General features: G+C 48.8%; 15 protein-coding genes. 12 read left to right on the top strand and 3 right to left on the bottom strand.

What is annotated here, in order from left to right; genetic code table 11:
• Nucleotides 1-8 precede the first annotated feature (8 nt).
• The 4 genes from kup to TOLA_RS01835 all read left to right on the top strand — a co-directional run bounded on the left by kup (nucleotide 9) and on the right by TOLA_RS01835 (nucleotide 6,967).
• Nucleotides 9-1,877 carry a low affinity potassium transporter Kup gene (gene kup, locus TOLA_RS01850; RefSeq protein WP_012728579.1) on the top strand — a complete coding sequence of 623 codons (1,869 nt, stop codon included), beginning with the start codon at nucleotides 9-11 and terminating at the stop codon, nucleotides 1,875-1,877.
• 143 nt (nucleotides 1,878-2,020) lie between these two features.
• Nucleotides 2,021-4,210 (top strand): DNA helicase II, encoded by a 2,190-nt coding sequence (gene uvrD / locus TOLA_RS01845; protein ID WP_012728578.1) that lies wholly within the window; start codon nucleotides 2,021-2,023, stop codon nucleotides 4,208-4,210.
• A 162-nt stretch (nucleotides 4,211-4,372) separates the two neighbouring features.
• Complete coding sequence (locus tag TOLA_RS01840) at nucleotides 4,373-4,969, top strand: LemA family protein (protein WP_012728577.1); 597 nt, start codon at nucleotides 4,373-4,375, stop codon at nucleotides 4,967-4,969.
• Nucleotides 4,970-4,981: 12 nt separating this feature from the next.
• Nucleotides 4,982-6,967 carry a M48 family metallopeptidase gene (locus TOLA_RS01835; RefSeq protein WP_012728576.1) on the top strand — a complete coding sequence of 662 codons (1,986 nt, stop codon included), beginning with the start codon at nucleotides 4,982-4,984 and terminating at the stop codon, nucleotides 6,965-6,967.
• 54 nt (nucleotides 6,968-7,021) lie between these two features.
• Here the strand turns inward: TOLA_RS01835 and dmeF are convergent, their stop codons facing one another.
• Entirely contained in the window at nucleotides 7,022-7,996 is a 975-nt protein-coding gene (gene dmeF / locus TOLA_RS01830; RefSeq protein ID WP_425358054.1) for a CDF family Co(II)/Ni(II) efflux transporter DmeF, read from the bottom strand.
• Between the two features lie 117 nt (nucleotides 7,997-8,113).
• Between dmeF and TOLA_RS01825 the strand changes: the two genes are divergently transcribed.
• The 6 genes from TOLA_RS01825 (at nucleotide 8,114) to TOLA_RS01800 (ending at nucleotide 14,420) form a co-directional block, all read left to right on the top strand.
• A complete protein-coding gene (locus TOLA_RS01825) occupies nucleotides 8,114-8,383 on the top strand; it encodes a metal/formaldehyde-sensitive transcriptional repressor (protein ID WP_012728574.1) in 270 nt (89 codons plus the stop codon).
• A gap of 245 nt (nucleotides 8,384-8,628) precedes the next feature.
• A complete protein-coding gene (gene sstT, locus TOLA_RS01820) occupies nucleotides 8,629-9,885 on the top strand; it encodes a serine/threonine transporter SstT (RefSeq protein WP_012728573.1) in 1,257 nt (418 codons plus the stop codon).
• A 200-nt stretch (nucleotides 9,886-10,085) separates the two neighbouring features.
• Entirely contained in the window at nucleotides 10,086-10,670 is a 585-nt protein-coding gene (locus TOLA_RS01815; protein WP_012728572.1) for a cytochrome b/b6 domain-containing protein, read from the top strand.
• 307 nt (nucleotides 10,671-10,977) lie between these two features.
• Nucleotides 10,978-11,496, top strand: coding sequence for an Hcp family type VI secretion system effector (locus tag TOLA_RS01810; RefSeq protein ID WP_012728571.1), 519 nt, complete (start codon nucleotides 10,978-10,980; stop codon nucleotides 11,494-11,496).
• An 89-nt stretch (nucleotides 11,497-11,585) separates the two neighbouring features.
• Nucleotides 11,586-13,748, top strand: coding sequence for a type VI secretion system Vgr family protein (locus TOLA_RS01805; protein ID WP_012728570.1), 2,163 nt, complete (start codon nucleotides 11,586-11,588; stop codon nucleotides 13,746-13,748).
• Nucleotides 13,749-13,751: 3 nt separating this feature from the next.
• On the top strand, nucleotides 13,752-14,420 hold the full coding sequence (locus TOLA_RS01800) for a hypothetical protein (RefSeq protein ID WP_012728569.1): 669 nt from the start codon (nucleotides 13,752-13,754) through the stop codon (nucleotides 14,418-14,420).
• Between the two features lie 325 nt (nucleotides 14,421-14,745).
• Here TOLA_RS01800 and TOLA_RS01790 read toward each other — a convergent pair whose 3' ends face one another.
• A complete protein-coding gene (locus TOLA_RS01790; protein WP_012728568.1) occupies nucleotides 14,746-15,156 on the bottom strand; it encodes a hypothetical protein in 411 nt (136 codons plus the stop codon).
• A gap of 113 nt (nucleotides 15,157-15,269) precedes the next feature.
• Between TOLA_RS01790 and TOLA_RS01785 the strand changes: the two genes are divergently transcribed.
• The gene (locus TOLA_RS01785) at nucleotides 15,270-15,515 is read left to right on the top strand and encodes a hypothetical protein (protein WP_012728567.1); all 246 of its coding nucleotides are present in this window, start codon (nucleotides 15,270-15,272) and stop codon (nucleotides 15,513-15,515) included.
• Between the two features lie 156 nt (nucleotides 15,516-15,671).
• Nucleotides 15,672-16,310 carry a ribosome biogenesis GTP-binding protein YihA/YsxC gene (gene yihA, locus TOLA_RS01775; RefSeq protein WP_012728566.1) on the top strand — a complete coding sequence of 213 codons (639 nt, stop codon included), beginning with the start codon at nucleotides 15,672-15,674 and terminating at the stop codon, nucleotides 16,308-16,310.
• A gap of 43 nt (nucleotides 16,311-16,353) precedes the next feature.
• Here yihA and polA read toward each other — a convergent pair whose 3' ends face one another.
• Nucleotides 16,354-19,086 (bottom strand): DNA polymerase I, encoded by a 2,733-nt coding sequence (gene polA, locus TOLA_RS01770; RefSeq protein WP_012728565.1) that lies wholly within the window; start codon nucleotides 19,084-19,086, stop codon nucleotides 16,354-16,356.
• Between the last annotated feature and the right edge of the window lie 230 nt (nucleotides 19,087-19,316).

Here is a 19,316-nt window from a genome sequence, read left to right as displayed (position 1 = left end):
GTAATCACATGGATGCGCATCAGAAACAATCGTTGCCAGCAGTTACACTGGCAGCGATCGGCGTGGTGTACGGCGATATCGGCACCAGCCCGTTGTATACCTTCAAAGAGTGCTTTTCGCCGCATATTGGTTTGCCGCCGACACAACAAGTGGTCTATGGATTCCTGTCACTGATCTTTTGGGCATTGATACTGGTGGTATCAGTGAAATATCTGGCATTTGTACTGCGTGCAGATAACCGTGGTGAAGGCGGCATTCTGACCCTGATGTCACTGGCCGGCCGTAACACATATGCCGGTACCACAACGGTGCTACTGGTACTGGGTTTGATCGGCGGCGGGTTCTTTTATGGTGAGGTGGTGATCACCCCTGCCATGTCGGTACTTTCGGCACTGGAAGGGTTAAGTGTTGCCACACCGGCACTGACCCCCTACATTCTGCCTGTCGCCATTGCAGTACTAACCGCACTGTTCGTGATCCAAAAACACGGTACTGGCAGTGTCGGTAAATTATTTGGTCCGGTGATGCTACTCTGGTTCTTTTCGCTCGGCACACTCGGCGCTATTAGTATCTTCAAAAACCCGCAGGTACTGGCAGCACTGAATCCACACTGGGCGATCCAGTTCTTCCTCACCTATAAAACCGTCGCGTTCTTCTCATTAGGTTCGGTCGTTCTGGCGATCACCGGGGTGGAGGCGCTGTACGCAGATATGGGACATTTCGGTAAATTCCCGATCCAGCTGGCGTGGTTTACCGTCGCCTTACCGGCGTTGCTGCTGAATTATTTTGGTCAGGGTGCCTTGATCCTGAGTAATCCGGAAGCGATTGCAAACCCGTTTTTCATGCTGGCACCGGAATGGCTGGTCTTCCCGATGGTTATTCTGTCGACAATGGCTACGGTGATTGCCTCGCAGGCAGTGATCTCCGGGGTCTTCTCTCTGACACGTCAGGCCGTTCGTCTGGGTTACTTACCGGGTATGAACATCCTGCATACTTCAGAAGTTGAAGCGGGGCAGATTTACATTCCGTTTGTAAACTGGATGCTCTACATCGCCGTTCTGATCGTTGTGGTCACATTCCGCGAATCCACCAATCTGGCTGCTGCCTATGGTATCGCCGTAACCGGCACCATGGTGATCACGACCATTCTTGCCTGTACCGTGGCGCACTATAACTGGGACTGGCCGAGACGGGTGGTTAAAATCATTCTTATCAGTCTGTTACTGATTGATGTTCCGCTATTTCTGGCTAACGTCGTCAAGTTCTTCGCCGGTGGCTGGCTACCCGTTATGTTAGGCGCCATCATGTTTATGGTGATGGCGACCTGGAAATGGGAACGCTTTCTGTTGCTGCGGCAACTCAGCCGCATGAGTATGCCGCTGGAAAGTTTTGTCGCTATGGTGGAAAAAGAGACACCCCAGAAAGTACCGGGCACAGCCATTTATCTGTCGCGAACCCAGCAGGGTATTCCGCATGCACTGTTGCATAATCTGAATCACAACCATGTGCTGCATGAACGGATCGTACTGATGACTTTCCGAACTCAGGACGTGCCATATGTGGATCCAGACCAGCATATCGAGATCAAATCATTGTCACCGAATGTATGGCGCATTTCAGCGACCTACGGTTTCCATGAAACACCCGATGTGTATGAGGTGTTCCGCCGTTGTGCAATGAAAGGCATGGCGTTTAACCTGAATACCACCTCGTTCTTCCTGTCACGCGAGACGTTGCTCCCGTCACATCGATCAATCCTGGCACGATTACGAGCCGCATTGTTCATCTGGCTAAGCAAAAACTCGCTGCGTACCAACGACTTTATCCATGTACCGGCCGATCGGGTGGTGGAAATGGGTGTACAGGTCGAAGTATAAGCTCACCTGTTGCACATGAGCCGGGGTTATTCCCCGGCTTTTTTGTCTGTTGGGTCTGCGAACAACAACAGGTATAATCTTTTTTTACTGTATAAAAACCCACCCCTGTTCACACCGGGTGAGGCATTATTTCTGGAGCTGTGATGGATATCTCCCACCTGCTGGATGGTCTGAACGATAAACAACGCGACGTCGTTGCAGCTCCGCTGCAAAACATGCTGGTACTGGCTGGTGCCGGTAGTGGCAAGACCCGGGTGCTGGTTCATCGCATTGCCTGGTTGTTACAGATCGAGCAGGTATCCCCGCACAGCATTCTGGCCGTAACCTTCACCAACAAAGCGGCCGCAGAGATGCGCGGACGTATTGAACGTCTGCTCGGAAACAGTCTCGGTTTTGGCCGCGGCGGCATGTGGATCGGCACCTTTCATGGTTTGGCTCATCGTCTGCTGCGGGCTCATCCGCTGGATGCCAATCTGCCGGAAGATTTTCAGATCATCGACAGCGATGATCAGTTGCGGCTGCTGAAACGCATTCTGCGGAACCTGAATCTGGACGAAAAGCAGTGGGTACCCCGCGCCGTTGCCGGTTATATCAACAGCAAAAAAGACGAAGGCTTACGTCCGCACCATATTGATGTTTATGATCCGGTGGGCCGCACCTACCAGAAAATTTATGCCACCTATCAGGAAACCTGTGATCGTGCCGGTTTAGTCGATTTTGCCGAACTGCTGCTGCGGGCCCATGAGTTATGGCTGCATAAACCCCATCTGCTGGAACACTATCAGCAACGCTTCCGCCATATTCTGGTGGATGAATTTCAGGATACTAACGGCATTCAATACGCCTGGATCCGCATGCTCGCCGGTGACAGCAGCAAGGTGATGATCGTCGGGGATGATGACCAGTCCATCTACGGCTGGCGTGGTGCCCGCGTGGAGAACATCCAGCGTTTCATGCAGGATTTTGACGACGTACAAACCATCCGTCTGGAACAGAATTACCGTTCCACCAGCACCATATTGAAAGCGGCTAACCAGCTTATTGCCAACAACTCAGCCCGGCTGGGTAAAGAACTCTGGACGGATGGTGTCGCTGGCGAATCAATTTCCGTCTATGCCGCCTTCAATGAAATTGATGAAGCCCGCTTTGTAGTCAGTCGCCTGAAAGCCTGGCGCGAACAGGGTAACAGCTTGCTGGACGCCGCCATTTTATACCGGAACAACGCCCAGTCGCGCATTCTGGAAGAGGCGCTGATGCAGGAACAGTTACCGTATCGTATCTACGGTGGTCTGCGCTTCTTCGAACGTCAGGAGATCAAAGATGCCATCGCTTACCTGCGTCTGCTCAGCAATCACAGTGACGATGCCTCCTTTGAACGCGTCGTTAACACCCCAACCCGCGGCATCGGCGATCGGACGCTGGGCCTTATCCGGGAAGCAGCTCGTGACCGGAGCCTGAACCTGTGGCAATCCGCCTGGCAGTTGTGTGAGCAGGGTGTGCTGGCTGGCCGGGCTGCCAATGCGGTGCGTAACTTTCTCGCGCTAATCAATCAGCTGGAAACCGATACGTCAGAATTACCGCTGCATGTGCAGGTCGATCGGGTGATCCGCCAGTCCGGTTTATGGACGCATTACGAAAACGAGAAAGGTGAAAAGGGTCAGTCACGTATCGAAAACCTGGAAGAACTGGTCAACGCCACCCGGTTATTTCGTCCGGCCGAAGAATATCTGGATATGAGCCCGCTGACCGCCTTTCTGGCACATGCCACGCTGGAGTCCGGCGATAAACAGGCGGATGAATTTGACGAAGCGGTACAGCTGATGACACTGCACAGCGCCAAAGGGCTCGAATTCCCGCTGGTCTTTATGGTGGGTGTTGAAGAAGGCATGTTCCCCAGCCAGCAGAGTTCGGAAGAACCGGGACGCCTCGAAGAAGAACGCCGTCTCTGCTATGTCGGCATGACCCGAGCGATGCAGAAGCTCTATCTGACGCATGCGGAAAGCCGCCGTCTGTACGGGAAAGAGAGTTACAACCGCCCCAGCCGCTTTCTGAAAGAGTTGCCCAGTGACTGTCTGGAAGAAATCCGGCTGCGGACACAGGTCGGCTGGAGTAACAGCGCTCAGTCGCAAAGCCGTTTTAGTCAGGAAAAGCTGCAGGACAGTTTCGCCAGTACCGGTTTTAAACTGGGTCAACGGGTGCTGCATCCGACCTTTGGTGAAGGTGTGGTGCTTAACTATGAAGGCGTCGGTGCACAAAGCCGGGTGCAGGTAAACTTTGCCACAGCTGGCAGCAAATGGCTGGTCGTTGCCTATGCCCGTCTGGAAGCTATTTAATGCATCATCCGGTCAGGCCCTTGATGGTCTGGCCGTTCATAACTGAATGAAATAAGTCATCGCTTCCGCAAGCTTATATCACTTTTCCTGCACAAAGGACGCGACTAACTCCATCCGGTTACACTACACTCTGCAGAGTTAACTTTTCATGCAGGGATGTGAATGATGATCGGATTACTGGTGGTACTCGGTGTTCTGTTACTGGCCGTGTTCTGGCTTGTCTCTATTTATAATCAGTTGGTTGCACTCAAAGGCCGCTATCAGAATGCGTTTGCTCAGATCGAAGTGCAGCTGAAACGCCGTTACGATTTAATCCCCAATCTGGTCGAAACCGCCAAAGGCTATTTGCAGCATGAGAGTAAAACGCTGACTGCCGTCACTGAAGCACGCAATGCTGCCTTAGCCGGACTGAAAGCCGCCACGGCAGCACCGGGTAATCCGGCGGCCATGCAACAGCTTGCCGCTGCCGAACACCAATTACATGGTGCATTGCAGGGGCTTAACATACAAATCGAAGCTTATCCTGATCTGAAAGCCAATGAGAATATGCTGCAGCTATCAGAAGAGCTGACAGCAACCGAAAACCGCGTCGCCTTTGCCCGTCAGGGATTTAATGATTGTGTCACGGCTTACAACATTTACCGCCAGCAGTTTCCGAACTCACTGATAGCCAATCGTTTCGGGCATACCAGTGATGCTTCATTGCTGGAGATAGAAAATCCGGAAGAATACCGTCAGACACCGAAAGTCAGCTTTTAGTACGGATAACTTATGGATTTTTATCAGTATCAGGATCAGGCGAAAAAAATCAGTGCCCGGCTGTTATTTCTGTTTTTCGCCGGCCTGATCAGTCTGTCGGCTGCACTGACATTTGCCGGATTACTGCTATGGAAACTGACCGATCAGGTCGTGTATATCAATACTGACAGTCAGTTCTGGCACTGGTATATCGTTGGTAACATTGCCATTTTTGCGGCTTTGGTTCTGATCACACTGCTGAAGTACTCCAGCCTGTGCAAAGGTGGCCGTGTCGTAGCCGAAGCATTAGGCGGCCGTTATGTGCATGTAAATACACAAGATCCCGGTGATACCCGGTTGCGCAATGTCGTGGAAGAAATGGCGCTGGCCTCGGGAACCCCGGTACCCAGTGTTTATGTGCTGGATAATGAGCCCGGTATCAACGCGTTTGCTGCCGGCATGAGCGTTAATGATGCCGTGATCGTAGTAACCCAAGGTGCGATCAGTTATCTCAGCCGCGATGAGTTACAGGCCGTTGTGGCGCATGAGTTCAGCCATATCCTGCACGGCGATATCCGGCTGAACCAGCAACTGGCGGCATTGATTGGCAGTCTGATGTTTCTGGGGGAATTAGGCCGCTGGCTGTCACAGGGTTCTGGCCGTCATCGTCACCGGATCAATACCTCTCAGGGAAAAAGCAGCTCTGCGCTGCCCTTTTTTGGCTTAACACTCATGCTGCTGGGCGCAGCCGGAACAGTATGGGGCCGGTTGATGAAGTCAGCCCTGAACCGGCAGCGGGAGTTTCTGGCCGATGCAGCTGCCGTACAGTTCACCCGTTATCCGGCGCCATTAGCCAGTGCACTGAAAAAAGTCGGCGGACACCGCTATGCCTCGCTGATTTTCCATCCGCAGGCAGAGACGTTCAGTCATCTGTTTTTCAGTCAGGGATTGACCCAGAACTTCCGTGGCTGGCTCGCCAGTCACCCGCCATTACAGGAGCGGATCCGGCGTCTGGATCCCGCCTGGGATGGTAAATATTATGCCAATCTGCAACCGATGGCCGATGAAGTACCGCCACCGTTACCTGCGTCTTTCGTTTCAGCCGTACAATTAAAAGCAACCGGTAATCAGGATCTGGCTGCCATGCTGCTGGCACAGAGTGCGCTGGCTACAACCCCGGTGGAAATGCCGAAACGTCCCAAACCGGAACAAACCGGGCTGCCGCTGACTACAGGTTCAGAACCCGTACTTTACGATACAACCGCGCCGGGTGAATGGTTACCACAGTTACCGGAACCACTGGTGCGTGCCGCCCGTTCACCGTTCGATGCCCGTCTGTTGCTGTATCGTCTGGTATTAGCGTCTGACCTGACAATCCGCTTAAAGCAGCGACACCTGCTCGGACAGGAAGAGTCTGCCGTTTTAGCACTGACACAATATCCCGTCCCCTGCGGTCTGCAACTGGCACTGGTGGAACTGGCGATCCCGGCGCTGAAAGAGCTGACGGCGGAACAATATCAGCAATTTCATGACATGCTCTGGCAGCTGATACAGGCAGATCAGCAAGTGTCATTACCGGAGTGGCTGTTGTACCGGATGCTGGTCCACCAGCTGCGTCCCCATTTCAGCGCTGAAGCACGACAAAACATCAACTATCGGGAAATTAACGAACTATCTTCAGCCATCACGGTATGGCTCAGTTATCTGACACATCTGAGCACTCATGACACACCGGCTGAACAGATTTTTGCTGCTTATGCCGCGCCATTAGCGATGACGGAACTAAGTCTGCAACCGATGCCATCGCTGGACACGCTGAGTGCCGCACTCGATCAGCTGCAACAAAGCAGCCCGGCGATCCGTTTTAAATTGCTGCAGACGATTATCGACGCGATAGAGCAGGATGGAAAAATTACCGAACAGGAAGCCGGAGTCTTTCAGATGCTGGCATACTGTCTGGATTGCCCGCTGCCACCACCGCAGGTCTGGAGCCAGAATAACAGCCCGAAAACCGGGTAGCTTGCCAGGTAAAATAAGCCTGGCAAGATATGCCCTGATGGCAGACGGTGGCTGTTAAACTTGCTCGATTGTAATATGCGCCAGTTTATCCAGCTGAGATAACGCGCCGCGCAGTTCTGAAATAGATTCAGGTTGTGATGACGCCAGACCAATAATCGCCGCATAACGCTGTTCACCGATACGCCAGACATGCAGATCACTGATCTGTAAGTCATGCCCGATGGCAGTTTCCAGAATCGCGGCCCGCATACTGTTCTGGTTATCTGCATCGATCAGAATCAGGGTACTTTCTTTCAGCAATCCCCAGGCCCAGACCAGGATAACGACACCACCAACGATCCCCATCAGCGGATCCAGCCAGGCCGCACCCCATAGCAAACCGCCTGCTAATGCAAAAATAGCCAGTACCGAGGTAGCGGCATCGGTGAGTACGTGGATATAGGCCGCTTTCTTATTCAAATCATGATGACCATGATCGTGGCTGTGGTCGTGGTCGTGGTCGTGGTCGTGGTCGTGGTCGTGGTCGTGGTCGTGGTCGTGGTCGTCAGCATGATGATCATCTGAATGATGATGTCCAAGCCCATGATGATGCTGATCACCCAGTAACCAGGCGCTGAACAGATTCACCGCTAACCCCAATACAGCAACCAGCATGGACTCCACATAGTTGATCTCACCCGGATTTGATAAGCGGGATACCGATTCCGCTATCATCGAAAAGGCGACCGCCGCCAGGATGAGCGCACTGGTATAAGCACCTAGTACTTCAATTTTCCAGGTACCAAATGCCAGCCGGTGATCACCGGCCCAACGTCGTGATAATGCATACGCCAGCAGTGAGATCCCCAAAGCCAGTGCATGCGTACTCATATGCCAGCCATCAGCCAACAGAGCCATCGAATGAAACAACCAGCCGGCGAAAATTTCAACGACCATCATGATAACCGTCAGGATCACAACCCAGCGGATACGCTGTTCAGCGCCCTGAACCGGACGCTGGAAAGCAGCCGCCTGACAACATTGCATCATTTCCCGTACGCTTGACATACAATCCTCACTGAATGAAATTGGTGCTGTTTAAGCAAAGATGAAATTGAGAGTTATTATTAAGTATATACTCCCCCCCAGTATAAACAAGGATCTTTAATGAGCCATACGCTGAAGCATAAGAAACCATTACTGAACCGGGTACGACGTCTTAAAGGACAATTAGAAGCACTGGAACGGGCTCTGGACGAGGAAACCGGCTGTTATCCGATCCTGCAACAGATCACCGCGATCCGGGGGGCAATCAATGGCCTGATGGCAACAGTGATTGAAGGACATATCCGCGAACACATGCAGCCGTTGCTGGAGCAGGATGAACCCCAGGCAACGGAAGAGTTAATAAAAGTGTTGCGTTCGTATCTTAAATAAAGTGGATATCACTACTAAAAAGCCAAAAAGTTGAACGAAATCGTTATTTTTTGCGCTTTTTAGTAGCAAAACAACGCAATGAATGGGATATTTCTCCGCCGCTCAGTGATCCGTGCAGAAAAAACTCGTTTTTCACCCAATTCGAGGCAGATGTCATCGCATCTGTTGTTTTACCGACAATTTATTCTGCTATCACCGGGCACAGGAGTTAATGATCAATACACACTAAGTGTCAGGGACTTTATATGAGCCAAACACCCCCATCTTTTATTCGACTACTCAATAATACCAGTCTGGTCAGCCAGATCCTGATCGGTATGATTGTCGGTATTTTACTCGCTACCCTGATACCCTCTGCGGCCCAGAGTGCCGGCCTGCTGGGTACACTGTTTGTGGGTGCACTGAAAGCGGTCGCCCCTGTATTGGTACTGTTGCTGGTTACCGATTCCATCGCCGGACATAAACAAGGACAGAAAACCAGTATCCGTCCTTTGCTTATTCTCTATCTTTTCGGTACTTTCTGCGCTGCAGTCGTTGCAGTAGTCGCTAGTTTTGCTTTCCCCTCAGTGTTACATCTGAGTGCCCAGAACGCGGATATTGTTCCTCCCGGCGGTATCGCTGAAGTGTTGAATACACTGTTATTCAATGTTGTTGCCAATCCGGTCAAAGCACTGCTGGAAGGTAACTACATCGGTATTCTGGCCTGGGCAATTGCACTGGGTCTGTCATTGCGGAAAGCCAGCGACACAACGAAAGCTGTAATTCATGATCTGTCACATGCCGTATCCGGTATTGTGAAAGGCGTGATCCGCTGTGCCCCACTCGGCATCATGGGTCTGGTCGCTTCTACTTTTGCCGAAACCGGCTTCAGCGCGTTGCTGAGTTATGCACAACTGCTGATAGTACTGATCGGCTGTATGCTGTTCGTTGCCTTTGTGGTAAATCCGCTGATTGTCTTCTGGAAAATCAAGCGTAACCCTTATCCATTGGTGCTGATGTGCCTGAAAGAGAGCGGTGTTACCGCGTTCTTCACCCGTAGCTCTGCAGCGAATATTCCGGTAAACATGGCGTTGTGTGAAAAACTGCGTCTGCCGGAAGAAACCTATGCCGTTTCAATTCCATTAGGCGCCACCATCAACATGGCGGGTGCTGCGATCACCATCACTGTGCTGAGTATGGCGGCAGTAAATACGCTGGGTATCAGTGTCGATCTCGCTACTGCGGTATTACTGAGTGTGGTTGCCACTATCAGTGCCTGTGGCGCCTCTGGTGTCGCCGGTGGTTCTCTGCTGTTGATCCCTCTGGCATGCAGCCTGTTCGGCATCAGTAATGATGTGGCAATGCAGGTGGTTGCTGTTGGTTTCATCATCGGCGTATTGCAGGATTCTGCAGAAACGGCACTGAACAGTTCGACTGATGTCCTGTTTACCGCGGCAGCCTGTATGGCAGAAGACGGCTCACTGAGCGAAGGTAATCTGCAGGAAGATGCAGATATCGTATAACACGTTCTGTTTCAGATAAAAAAGAAGGGCTATCTGTATATAAGATAGCCCTTTTTTATTGTGATTGATCAGCACGATTTTCTTGATACCCCCCTATATTTACTTCTTCTGATTAATGGAAACTTAATCCTCGCCTGTTACCGTAAACGACATCGGCTCAAAGGGCTAAATAAACTCTGCCATCGTTTAAGGAATTTACCGTGGGATTATCTTCAGAAAAAGTGAAAATATGGGACCCCTTCATACGAATATTTCACTGGACCGTCGTCACCCTGTTTTTCTGCAACTATCTGTTGTCAGACAAAGGCATGCCGTTTGAGCGGGGCGGCACACTGCATATCTACGCCGGTTACATTGTTATTGGTTTTGTCCTGGCTCGTCTGATCTGGGGTGTCATCGGTTCACACCATGCCCGCTTTAAGAACTTCATTCCAAAACCTGCCGAATTTATGGCTTACATGCGCGCCATGCTGCGCGGCGAACATACCAATTACGAAGGCCACAACCCTGCCGGGGCAGTAATGATTCTCTGTCTGTTAAGTGGTCTGCTACTCACCGGTCTGACTGGCTGGCTGGCAAGCCTTGCCGATGTATTTGATGGCTGGCAGGCTGGTATTGCCGCCGCAACCGACTTTATCGACTGGGGGGAAATGCATGAGTTCTTTGCCAACCTGACCATGCTGGGAGCCGGAATTCACATCACTGCCGTGCTGATCATCAGTCACCTGATGGGTGAGAATCTGGTACATGCCATGCTCAGTGGCTACAAGAAAAAATCCGGATAACCCCGGCAGAACTAGCAGGGGGAGAGAGAAAGCATCTGATCTCCCCTGTGATTCGCGCAAAATGCTGCACCCTGCCATAAAAGCTGCACATAAATAAAATCCCTTAAATAACAATGCATTACAACGAAAGACCTCATATCTTTCGACCAATCCCCTCTGCATTTCATCTCTCACCACGCCAGCCATCCAATAAATATCCTTATTTTTCAATTAATTAGACAAAGATAAAAGACTGGCACGATCACTGCGTTATATATGCCGTATGCCAATGCCGGCATACCACAATAACCAGATTAGGAGCACAAACATGCCAACTCCCGCGTATATGACTATCAATGGTGAAAAACAAGGTCTGATCACTGCCGGTACTTTTACCGAAGCCTCTGTCGGTAACATCTATCAGGAAGGTCATGAAGATGAAGTGATGGTTCAGGGTTTTGAACATCAGGTCGTTCTGCCACGTGATCCGCAATCAGGCCAGCCATCCGGTCAACGCGTTCATAAACCAGTAAAAATCACCAAAGTTTTCGATAAATGCTCCCCGTTGATTTACAACTCACTGACCTCCGGTGAGCGTCTGCCCAGCGTGAAAATCAAATGGTACCGGACTTCAGCGGCAGGTACTCAGGAGCATTACTTCACGACTGAACTGACTGATGCCATCGTGGTTGACGTGCAGGCCAGCATGCCAAACTGTCAGGATCCATCGCAGGCTCATTTCACTCACCTGGAAGACGTATTCATGACTTACCGGGCAATCAAATGGACACATGAAGTCTCTGGTACTTCTGGTTCTGATGACTGGCGTTCGCCAACTACAGCCTAATCGATCTATCGGGTGACATCAGCCACCCGCTTTCATACCGCATATCTCTGACAGGACATGCGGTTTGTTTTTTCCGGAGGGTATGGTGAATGTGGTTCTTTTCTGCCAATGAAGCGCAGTTTCTTTTTACTGTTGATGGCTGTCATGAAGAGTTAGGCGTATTACGTTTTTCCGGACAGGAAGCCCTCGGTTCTGACTACCTGTTTGAAATTGATGTCGTCTGCGATTCAGACTCGCTGGATCTCCTGGCATTACAGCATCAAACAGCGTGTCTTATCCTGCAGAACAATCCAACCCCACGTTATATTCATGGCATCGTGCTTTGTGCCGGGCATATCAAAACAGACTCCCGTCATCATCACTATCGCTTTCATCTCGTGCCACAAGCAAAGCTGCTTCAGTACAGAACCGATCAGCGTATCTTCCAGAACAAATCAGTGACCGGGATTATCCAGGCTGTCTGGCAACAAGCCGGGCTCAATCCCGCAGCCATCCGTTTTCAAACAACGCAGCAACACCCCCCGCTTGCCTACTGCGTGCAATATAGAGAAACCGACCTGAATTTTATCCAGCGGCTGTGTGAATTTCATAGCCTGTTTTACTACTTCGAACACACGGTCAACCAGCTCACCATGGTTTTTGTTGATGGTAAAGAAAACTGTCCGAAAACCGGAGCAGTCAGCTATCAGCCTGATTCAGGTCAGAATCCGGATAAACCTGCTATCAGCCAGCTGGACTGGCAATTTCAGGCAACGGAGGGATCCACGGAAATAAGAGAATATGACTTTACCCGCCCCTCTTTTTCCCTGACCGGAAAAACACAAACAGCACGGTGTGAATGGTACGAATATGGTACCCGGCAAGACTCTCAGCATCAGGCTGGCAAGCGGGCAGCATTATTTCTGAATCAACAACAAAATGAATGCCAGCGTGCCTATGCAACCGGCAATGTACGGAATATCACTCCGGGTTATTTTTTACCTGTGACGGAACACCCTCTGGCAACGCTCAATATCGACTGGCTGGTGGTTAGTATTCAGCATTCGGGAGAACAACCGCAGGTATTGAAGGAGTTAGCCAGTGGCAGTAGTAAGTATCAGAATAATCTGGTGTTACATCATAAAGATATCCCTTTCAGCCTGCCCCGGATTCATGCCAAACCACAAATCAGTGGCTACCAGACTGCATTAGTGACCGGGCCCGATGGGCAGGAAATTTGCACCGATGAATATGGCAGGATAAAAGTACAGTTTCACTGGGATAAAGACGCGACCGGGGATGCCAACTCCAGTTGCTGGCTGCGGGTAGCACAAGGTTGGGCAGGAGCCGCTTACGGACAGCACTTTCTGCCACGAGTCGGACAAGAAGTCATAGTGGCATTTCTGGAACACGATATTGATCGGCCTTATGTTACCGGCTACGTCTATAACGCAGCAAATACCTCGCCGGTGAAATATCCGGTAAATCATTCACAAAGTGGTATTCGAACCCTGTCCAGCCCGGGTGGCGGTGGTTTCAACGAACTGCGTTTTGAAGATAAAAAAGGCAAAGAGCAAATTGTGCTGCACGCGCAACGTAACTGGTATCGCAAAGTAAAACGCACCAGTCGTACTGAAATTGGCGGCAATGAACATCGGTGGATCGGCGGAAAAGATGTACAACATACTTCCGGTGAAGCACATCTGACTATAAATAAAAACCGCCTGACGGATATATCCGGCAATCAGGATCTACATGTATTACAGAATCAGCACCTGCATATCGACCATAAATGGCTGACAAAAATTGATCAGGAACTGCACGTTAAAGCCGGGCAAACTATGGTATTGGAAGCTGCAACCGCCATGAGCTTTGATGCAGGCGGCAGCACTTTGTTACTTGATGATGCCGGCATTAAACTGCAAGGAGCAAGCATCAGGATCAACAGTGGCGGTGCCATAGCACCAACACTATATCCTATATTACAAAAAATAACATTACCTGTAATATTAAGTTCCATTCAATTGCCAGCCATCAAAAAAATAACACCTCTCAGCAAAATTTATAATTCTAAGCAAGAACCTTCTATTATTTATGATGAGCAAGTTAAATTAATTGAAAAAAACTCAGGAGAACCGTTAAAAAATGTACCATACAAATTAATTAGGAAATCAAATAACGATCTATTAGCTCATGGACATACAGATGAAGGCGGATTAACAGAGCGTGTATTCTGTAAGAACCCAGATGATATAAAAATTCTGATTGGATAAGAAATGAACCTTTCATGCAAAGCAAATGAAACAAAAAACTCTTGCTATATAGCCAATATTGAGGCCAGGTTAATCTATTTTATCTTTTATTATATAAAAGATGGTGATGATAAAGCATTCGAAAGGGCCGGAACAACAAGACACAATCTAATAAAAGAAAAGACAAAAAAAGAAAATAACACTCTGATATTGTCATTTCCAATAAAAACTAGTACCGAATTCAAATCAGCATGGGATAAAATAAAAAACATGCAAAAAGAAAAATTATCCTTAATAAAGGAAGGACATATTTTCTCTCATGCAAGTAAAGGGGAAAGCGAAGATGGTTTGGAGTTTCTAGCATCAAATTCGGAGGATGGGACTATTAGCTATGATGAAATACTAAGTCTACCTAGGTTGTCATGGGCAAAAAACGCGACACTAACACTTTATGGTTGCAACTCAGGTATATCTGGCGAGGCCAGAGACTTATCCATTGCTGAATTATTCAGTGAATCACAAAAAACTATCGTTTGTGGCCAAAAAGGTTATGCTTATTTTTCAGAATCTGATATTGAATATAAAAAAATATCTACTACATCTAAAGAGGTCTATCTTTGGGCATATAAAAGAGGTCAAAATTCAGTTTTTGGTAATGGTTTTAAAATCAAACCACAAATAGTGAGACCATAAGACCATGAAGTTCATAACACTCCCAATTATAATTTTATTTTTTTTGTTTTTTATTGCATCCAAAGGAAATCACATAGGATTCAATATTTTTATTTTATTGTTCCCACTGTCACTAAACTTACTGGCAAGCATTATTTTAAAGAATAAAAAAGGGATTATTTTTTCTGTTTTATGTATTATTGCAATATTCGCCATGGATAAATTAGATTTCATTATAGAGTATGATGCTTGGATAAAAAGAGGAATGCCTGAACCAGGCTCATGGTAACGAGACGAAAATAAAAAGCGAGCTACATAAGCTCGCTTGGGTAATCACAAAGCAATATTAGCCGGCAGAAGCAGCATCAACCACTGCATAGCTCTTCATTACGTCACCATCAAACTTCAACTCAACTACTTTTTCAACTTTAGATGTATCGTTCCCGAAAGCTTTAGCAATGCCAGTGATTGTGCTTAATTTATTATTTACACTGTCCATGTCGTAGGTCCAGACATCCAGCGAGTTATCAGTAGCAGTAGCTTTGGGCTCACCCAGATTTTCTTTTACCTGTGCTTTAGTAGTCACATTTTCCTGAAATTTGGTTTTCAGCAATGCAGTAATCGCCTGATCAGCAGATACACCGGTTTCTTTAGATGAGGCCACTGCCGTCGCCGTTTCAGCCACGGCATCCAGCAATCCCGCATTTGCCACACCAGACATAACCAACAAAGCCCCAGCAACAATAATTTTTTTCATCGATTTTTTTCCAGTTAAATTATCCAGGCTCAGAGAAAAGCCGCGGCGAATGTATAAAATCCAATCATATTGGTCAACTGACTATATTGACACTACCAGGCCAGGAGTTTCTGATGAATAAAACAAAACTACTAGTTCCTTTACCTTGGTTAACACTGGATATGGCCGGGATTTTATTGGTCATGTGGGGAGGGCTGGAATATTTCGGCTGGCTGCACTGGTGGCCGGAAACGTGGCACTACCCTTACTACGAATTGCTGCTGATGATGGTTGGTTTCTTCATGATGGTACCCTATCAGGTGATGTTATTAATGGCAGTGATGCGCAAGATACAGGAAGTGAAAAAAGCACAGCAATGAGAGATCTGCACTCCATGTCAGCACCGTTAGTTAAACAGTCTGAAATCGGGCAGGAAAAGTACCGGTTCACCGTACCGCAGCTGTCCCAACGTTGGGGCTATGCAGCAGTCTGTGATAACATAGCCTATAAATCATTTTTTAGTCAGGACTGCGACTTTGGATACACCGCTGCTGAATTTTCGTAAGGTGCATTTTGTTACCAGTGCACCGGACATTCGTCATCTGCCCAATGACGGTGGCATTGAGATCGCCTTTGCCGGTCGTTCCAACGCAGGTAAATCGTCTGCACTGAATGCACTGACACAACAGCGACAACTGGCCCGTACCAGTAAAACCCCTGGCCGGACTCAGTTAATCAACTTGTTTGAACTGGAACCGGGTAAACGTCTGGTCGACTTGCCGGGTTACGGCTATGCACAAGTGCCGATCGAGATGAAACTGAAATGGCAAGCGGCCTTATCGGAATATCTGCAGAAACGTGAATCGCTGAAGGCCTTAGTATTGCTGATGGATATTCGTCATCCACTCAAGGATCTTGATCTGCAGATGCTGGAATGGGCATCAAACAGCGATCTGAACATACTGGTGCTGTTGACCAAAGCAGACAAGCTGAACCCGGGGCCACGGAAAACTGTCGTCCAGCAAGTGCGCAAAGCTACAATGGTTTTTGGCGACTCAGTACGTGTTGAAGCTTTCTCTTCACTGAAAGGTACCGGTGTTGATGAAGTCACCCGTATTCTTTCTGATTGGTATCAGCCCGAAGATACGCCAGATGAAATAAGCGAAGCAGAATAATCAAACGCCGATGGCTTTCGCTATCGGCGTTTTTGTTTGCAGATCAGTGTGCCTGATCCCAGTTATCACCTACACCAATCCCAACGTCCAATGGTACTTTCAGGCTGGCAGCATCCATCATATATTGCCGGATCACCGGTACATAAGCGTCCAGCTTATCCTCGCGAACTTCAAACACCAATTCATCGTGTACCTGCATCACCATACGGATCGTGCCGTTATCACAGGTTTTGATCCAATCCGCGAGTTTGATCATGGCGCGCTTGATGATATCGGCTGCAGTTCCCTGCATCGGCGCATTGATTGCCGCACGCTCAGCTGCCTTACGCAACCCCATATTTTTCGCTTTAATATCAGGCAGATAAAGCCGACGACCGAACAGTGTTTCCACATAACCCGCCTGTTCTGCTTGCTCACGGGTTCTTTCCATATAAGTCAGCACACCAGGATAACGCTCAAAATAGCGATCCATATAACGCTGCGCTTCACCACGGGGAATACCTAACTGCTTCGCCAGGCCAAACGCACTCATCCCGTAGATCAAACCAAAGTTGATTGCCTTAGCATTCCGGCGCTGCTCACTGGTTACGGCTTCCGGCGTAATATTCATGATTTCGGCAGCTGTTGCCCGGTGAATATCCTGACCATGCGCGAAGGCCTGCAATAAGCCATCATCTTCTGACAGGTGTGCCATGATCCGCAACTCAATCTGCGAGTAGTCAGCCGCTACGATTTTGTAACCGTGATCAGCAACAAAAGCTTGCCGGATCCGACGCCCCTCTTCAGTTCGTACCGGAATATTCTGCAAGTTAGGATCAGAAGAAGATAAGCGCCCCGTGGCCGTAACCGCCTGATGGTAAGAGGTATGCACCCGCCCGGTCGAAGGAGCAATCATCAGCGGTAATTTGTCGGTATAAGTCGATTTCAGTTTGGATAAACTACGGTGTTCCAGCAATAATTTGGGCAGCGGATAGTCATAAGCCAGCTCCTGCAATACTTCCTCGGCTGTTGATGGCGCACCTTTTGGCGTCTTTTTGATCACCGGCAACTGCAGTTTTTCGAATAACACTTCACCGAGCTGTTTCGGGGAACCCAGATTAAATGGACCACCGGCAATTTCATGCGCTTGTGATTCCAGTTCCGCCAGACGCACTTCAATTTGCTGACTCTGATTTTGCAGCAGGAACGGATCGATGAGTGCACCGGTACGTTCCATATCCGACAACACTTCGGCCAGCGGTAATTCCATCTCCAGCAACAATGATTTTAGCGCTGGTTCTTTTTCTACCTGAGGCCAGAGTGTCTGATGTAATCGCAGAGTAATATCCGCATCTTCTGCTGCATAGAATGCCGCCTTTTCCAGCTCAACCTGATTAAAAGTCAGCTGTTTCACCCCTTTCCCGGCGACATCTTCAAACGTCTGAGTGGTGTAATTAAGATATTTCTTCGCCAGATCATCCATGTTATGCCGGGAAGCCGTAGAGTTCAGTACATACGATTCCAGCATGGTATCAAATGCAATGCCCTGCAGATGGATACCATGATTGCGCAGGACATTGCGATCAAACTTCAGATGCTGTCCAACTTTCAGACGGGTTGGATCTTCCAGTAATGGCTTTAGTTTTGCCAGTGTCTGCTCTCGATCCAGTTGTTCTGGTGCACCCAAATAATCATGCGCCAGCGGCAAATATGCCGCATCACCGGGTGCAACGGCAAACGACAAACCAACCACTTGTGCCTGAATATAATCCAGTGAGTTAGTTTCGGTATCAAAAGAAAATAATTCCGCTTGCTGTAATTTCTCAAACCAGCGCGTCAGATCCGCATCTGTCAGAATCGTATCGTAATGTGCAGTCACATCCGATGGCGTGACTATCTCAGCATCAGCCTCGCTGGCGCTTTCCAGTTCCTGCACCAGATTCTTGAATTCAAACTGACGATAGAGTGCCAACAACACATCTTTCTGCAATTCATGGCGTCGCAACTCAGCCAGGGAAACCGGTAATTCCACATCAGTCTTGATCGTCGCCAACTGCTGCGACAGACGAACCATCGCTTCCTGCTCTTTAAATTTAGCGGCAAATGTTTTGGCGCCACGGAAACTGAGCTCCGCTACCCGTTCCGGATGAGCGGCAATGGTGTCAATACTGCCAACGCCCTGCAGAACAGCAACCGCAGTCTTGTCACCAACACCAGCCATACCTGGAATGTTGTCCGAGCTGTCACCCATCAGCGCCAGATAGTCCACGATCAATTCTGGCGGCACACCAAACTTATCAATAACACCCTGACGATCCGTCAGTTGATCCTTCATTGTATCCATCAGCGTGACATGTTCTGACACCAGTTGTGCCATGTCCTTATCACCCGTACTGATCAACGTATCAATTTGCGATTCGGTCGCCTGTCGGGCCAGCGTCCCAATCACGTCATCCGCCTCAACCCCGTCAATTACCAGCAATGGTAATCCCATCGCACCAATAATCTGATGAATGGGCTCGATCTGACTGCGCAAATCATCAGGCATCGGGGGACGGTGGGATTTATATTCTGCATACAGATCGTTACGGAAGCTCTTTCCTTTAGCATCAAAGACCACCGCCACGACTGAATCCGGATACTGTTTCAGCAGGCTGCGCAGCATATTCGTTACTACACGAATAGCCCCCGTCGGTTCACCGTTTGACGTACGTAAATCAGCTTGCTGCGAGGCAAAAAAAGCCCGGTAAAGATAAGAAGAACCATCAACCAGAATCAAAGGAGGCGTCTGTGTCATTGTATTTCGATCTATGAAAGGGAATCGTACTAGCATGCCACAGCTGACTATTCAGCTCCATGACAGGAATCTGTGGATAACTAAATTAATTTGTGGATAAGTTTGTTGAAGAAATTGGCAGAACCTGTTAAACAATATGTAAAACTTTTAAATTCAAATTTAAAATTCAATATTTTCAATGAGTTACAAAAAACAGAATGAAGAATTAACAAGAAACATGATTTATGTCA

Origin of the sequence: Tolumonas auensis DSM 9187 (assembly GCF_000023065.1) — a bacterium.
GTDB classification, from domain to species: Bacteria; Pseudomonadota; Gammaproteobacteria; order Enterobacterales; family Aeromonadaceae; genus Tolumonas; species Tolumonas auensis.
The sequence above is the reverse complement of the archived record's forward strand: the minus strand, read 5'-3'. Positions and strand labels throughout refer to the sequence as shown.

Coding starts and splice junctions, on each gene's coding strand:
- TOLA_RS01805 (WP_012728570.1), top strand. CDS start 11,586: ATGTGGTTCTTTTCTGCCAATGAAGCGCAGTTTCTTTTTACTGTTGAT.
- TOLA_RS01825 (WP_012728574.1), top strand. CDS start 8,114: ATGAGCCATACGCTGAAGCATAAGAAACCATTACTGAACCGGGTACGA.
- TOLA_RS01835 (WP_012728576.1), top strand. CDS start 4,982: ATGGATTTTTATCAGTATCAGGATCAGGCGAAAAAAATCAGTGCCCGG.
- TOLA_RS01785 (WP_012728567.1), top strand. CDS start 15,270: ATGAATAAAACAAAACTACTAGTTCCTTTACCTTGGTTAACACTGGAT.
- TOLA_RS01840 (WP_012728577.1), top strand. CDS start 4,373: ATGATGATCGGATTACTGGTGGTACTCGGTGTTCTGTTACTGGCCGTG.
- TOLA_RS01810 (WP_012728571.1), top strand. CDS start 10,978: ATGCCAACTCCCGCGTATATGACTATCAATGGTGAAAAACAAGGTCTG.
- TOLA_RS01790 (WP_012728568.1), bottom strand. CDS start 15,156: ATGAAAAAAATTATTGTTGCTGGGGCTTTGTTGGTTATGTCTGGTGTG.
- sstT (WP_012728573.1), top strand. CDS start 8,629: ATGAGCCAAACACCCCCATCTTTTATTCGACTACTCAATAATACCAGT.
- kup (WP_012728579.1), top strand. CDS start 9: ATGGATGCGCATCAGAAACAATCGTTGCCAGCAGTTACACTGGCAGCG.
- uvrD (WP_012728578.1), top strand. CDS start 2,021: ATGGATATCTCCCACCTGCTGGATGGTCTGAACGATAAACAACGCGAC.
- TOLA_RS01800 (WP_012728569.1), top strand. CDS start 13,752: ATGAACCTTTCATGCAAAGCAAATGAAACAAAAAACTCTTGCTATATA.
- polA (WP_012728565.1), bottom strand. CDS start 19,086: ATGACACAGACGCCTCCTTTGATTCTGGTTGATGGTTCTTCTTATCTT.
- dmeF (WP_425358054.1), bottom strand. CDS start 7,996: ATGATGCAATGTTGTCAGGCGGCTGCTTTCCAGCGTCCGGTTCAGGGC.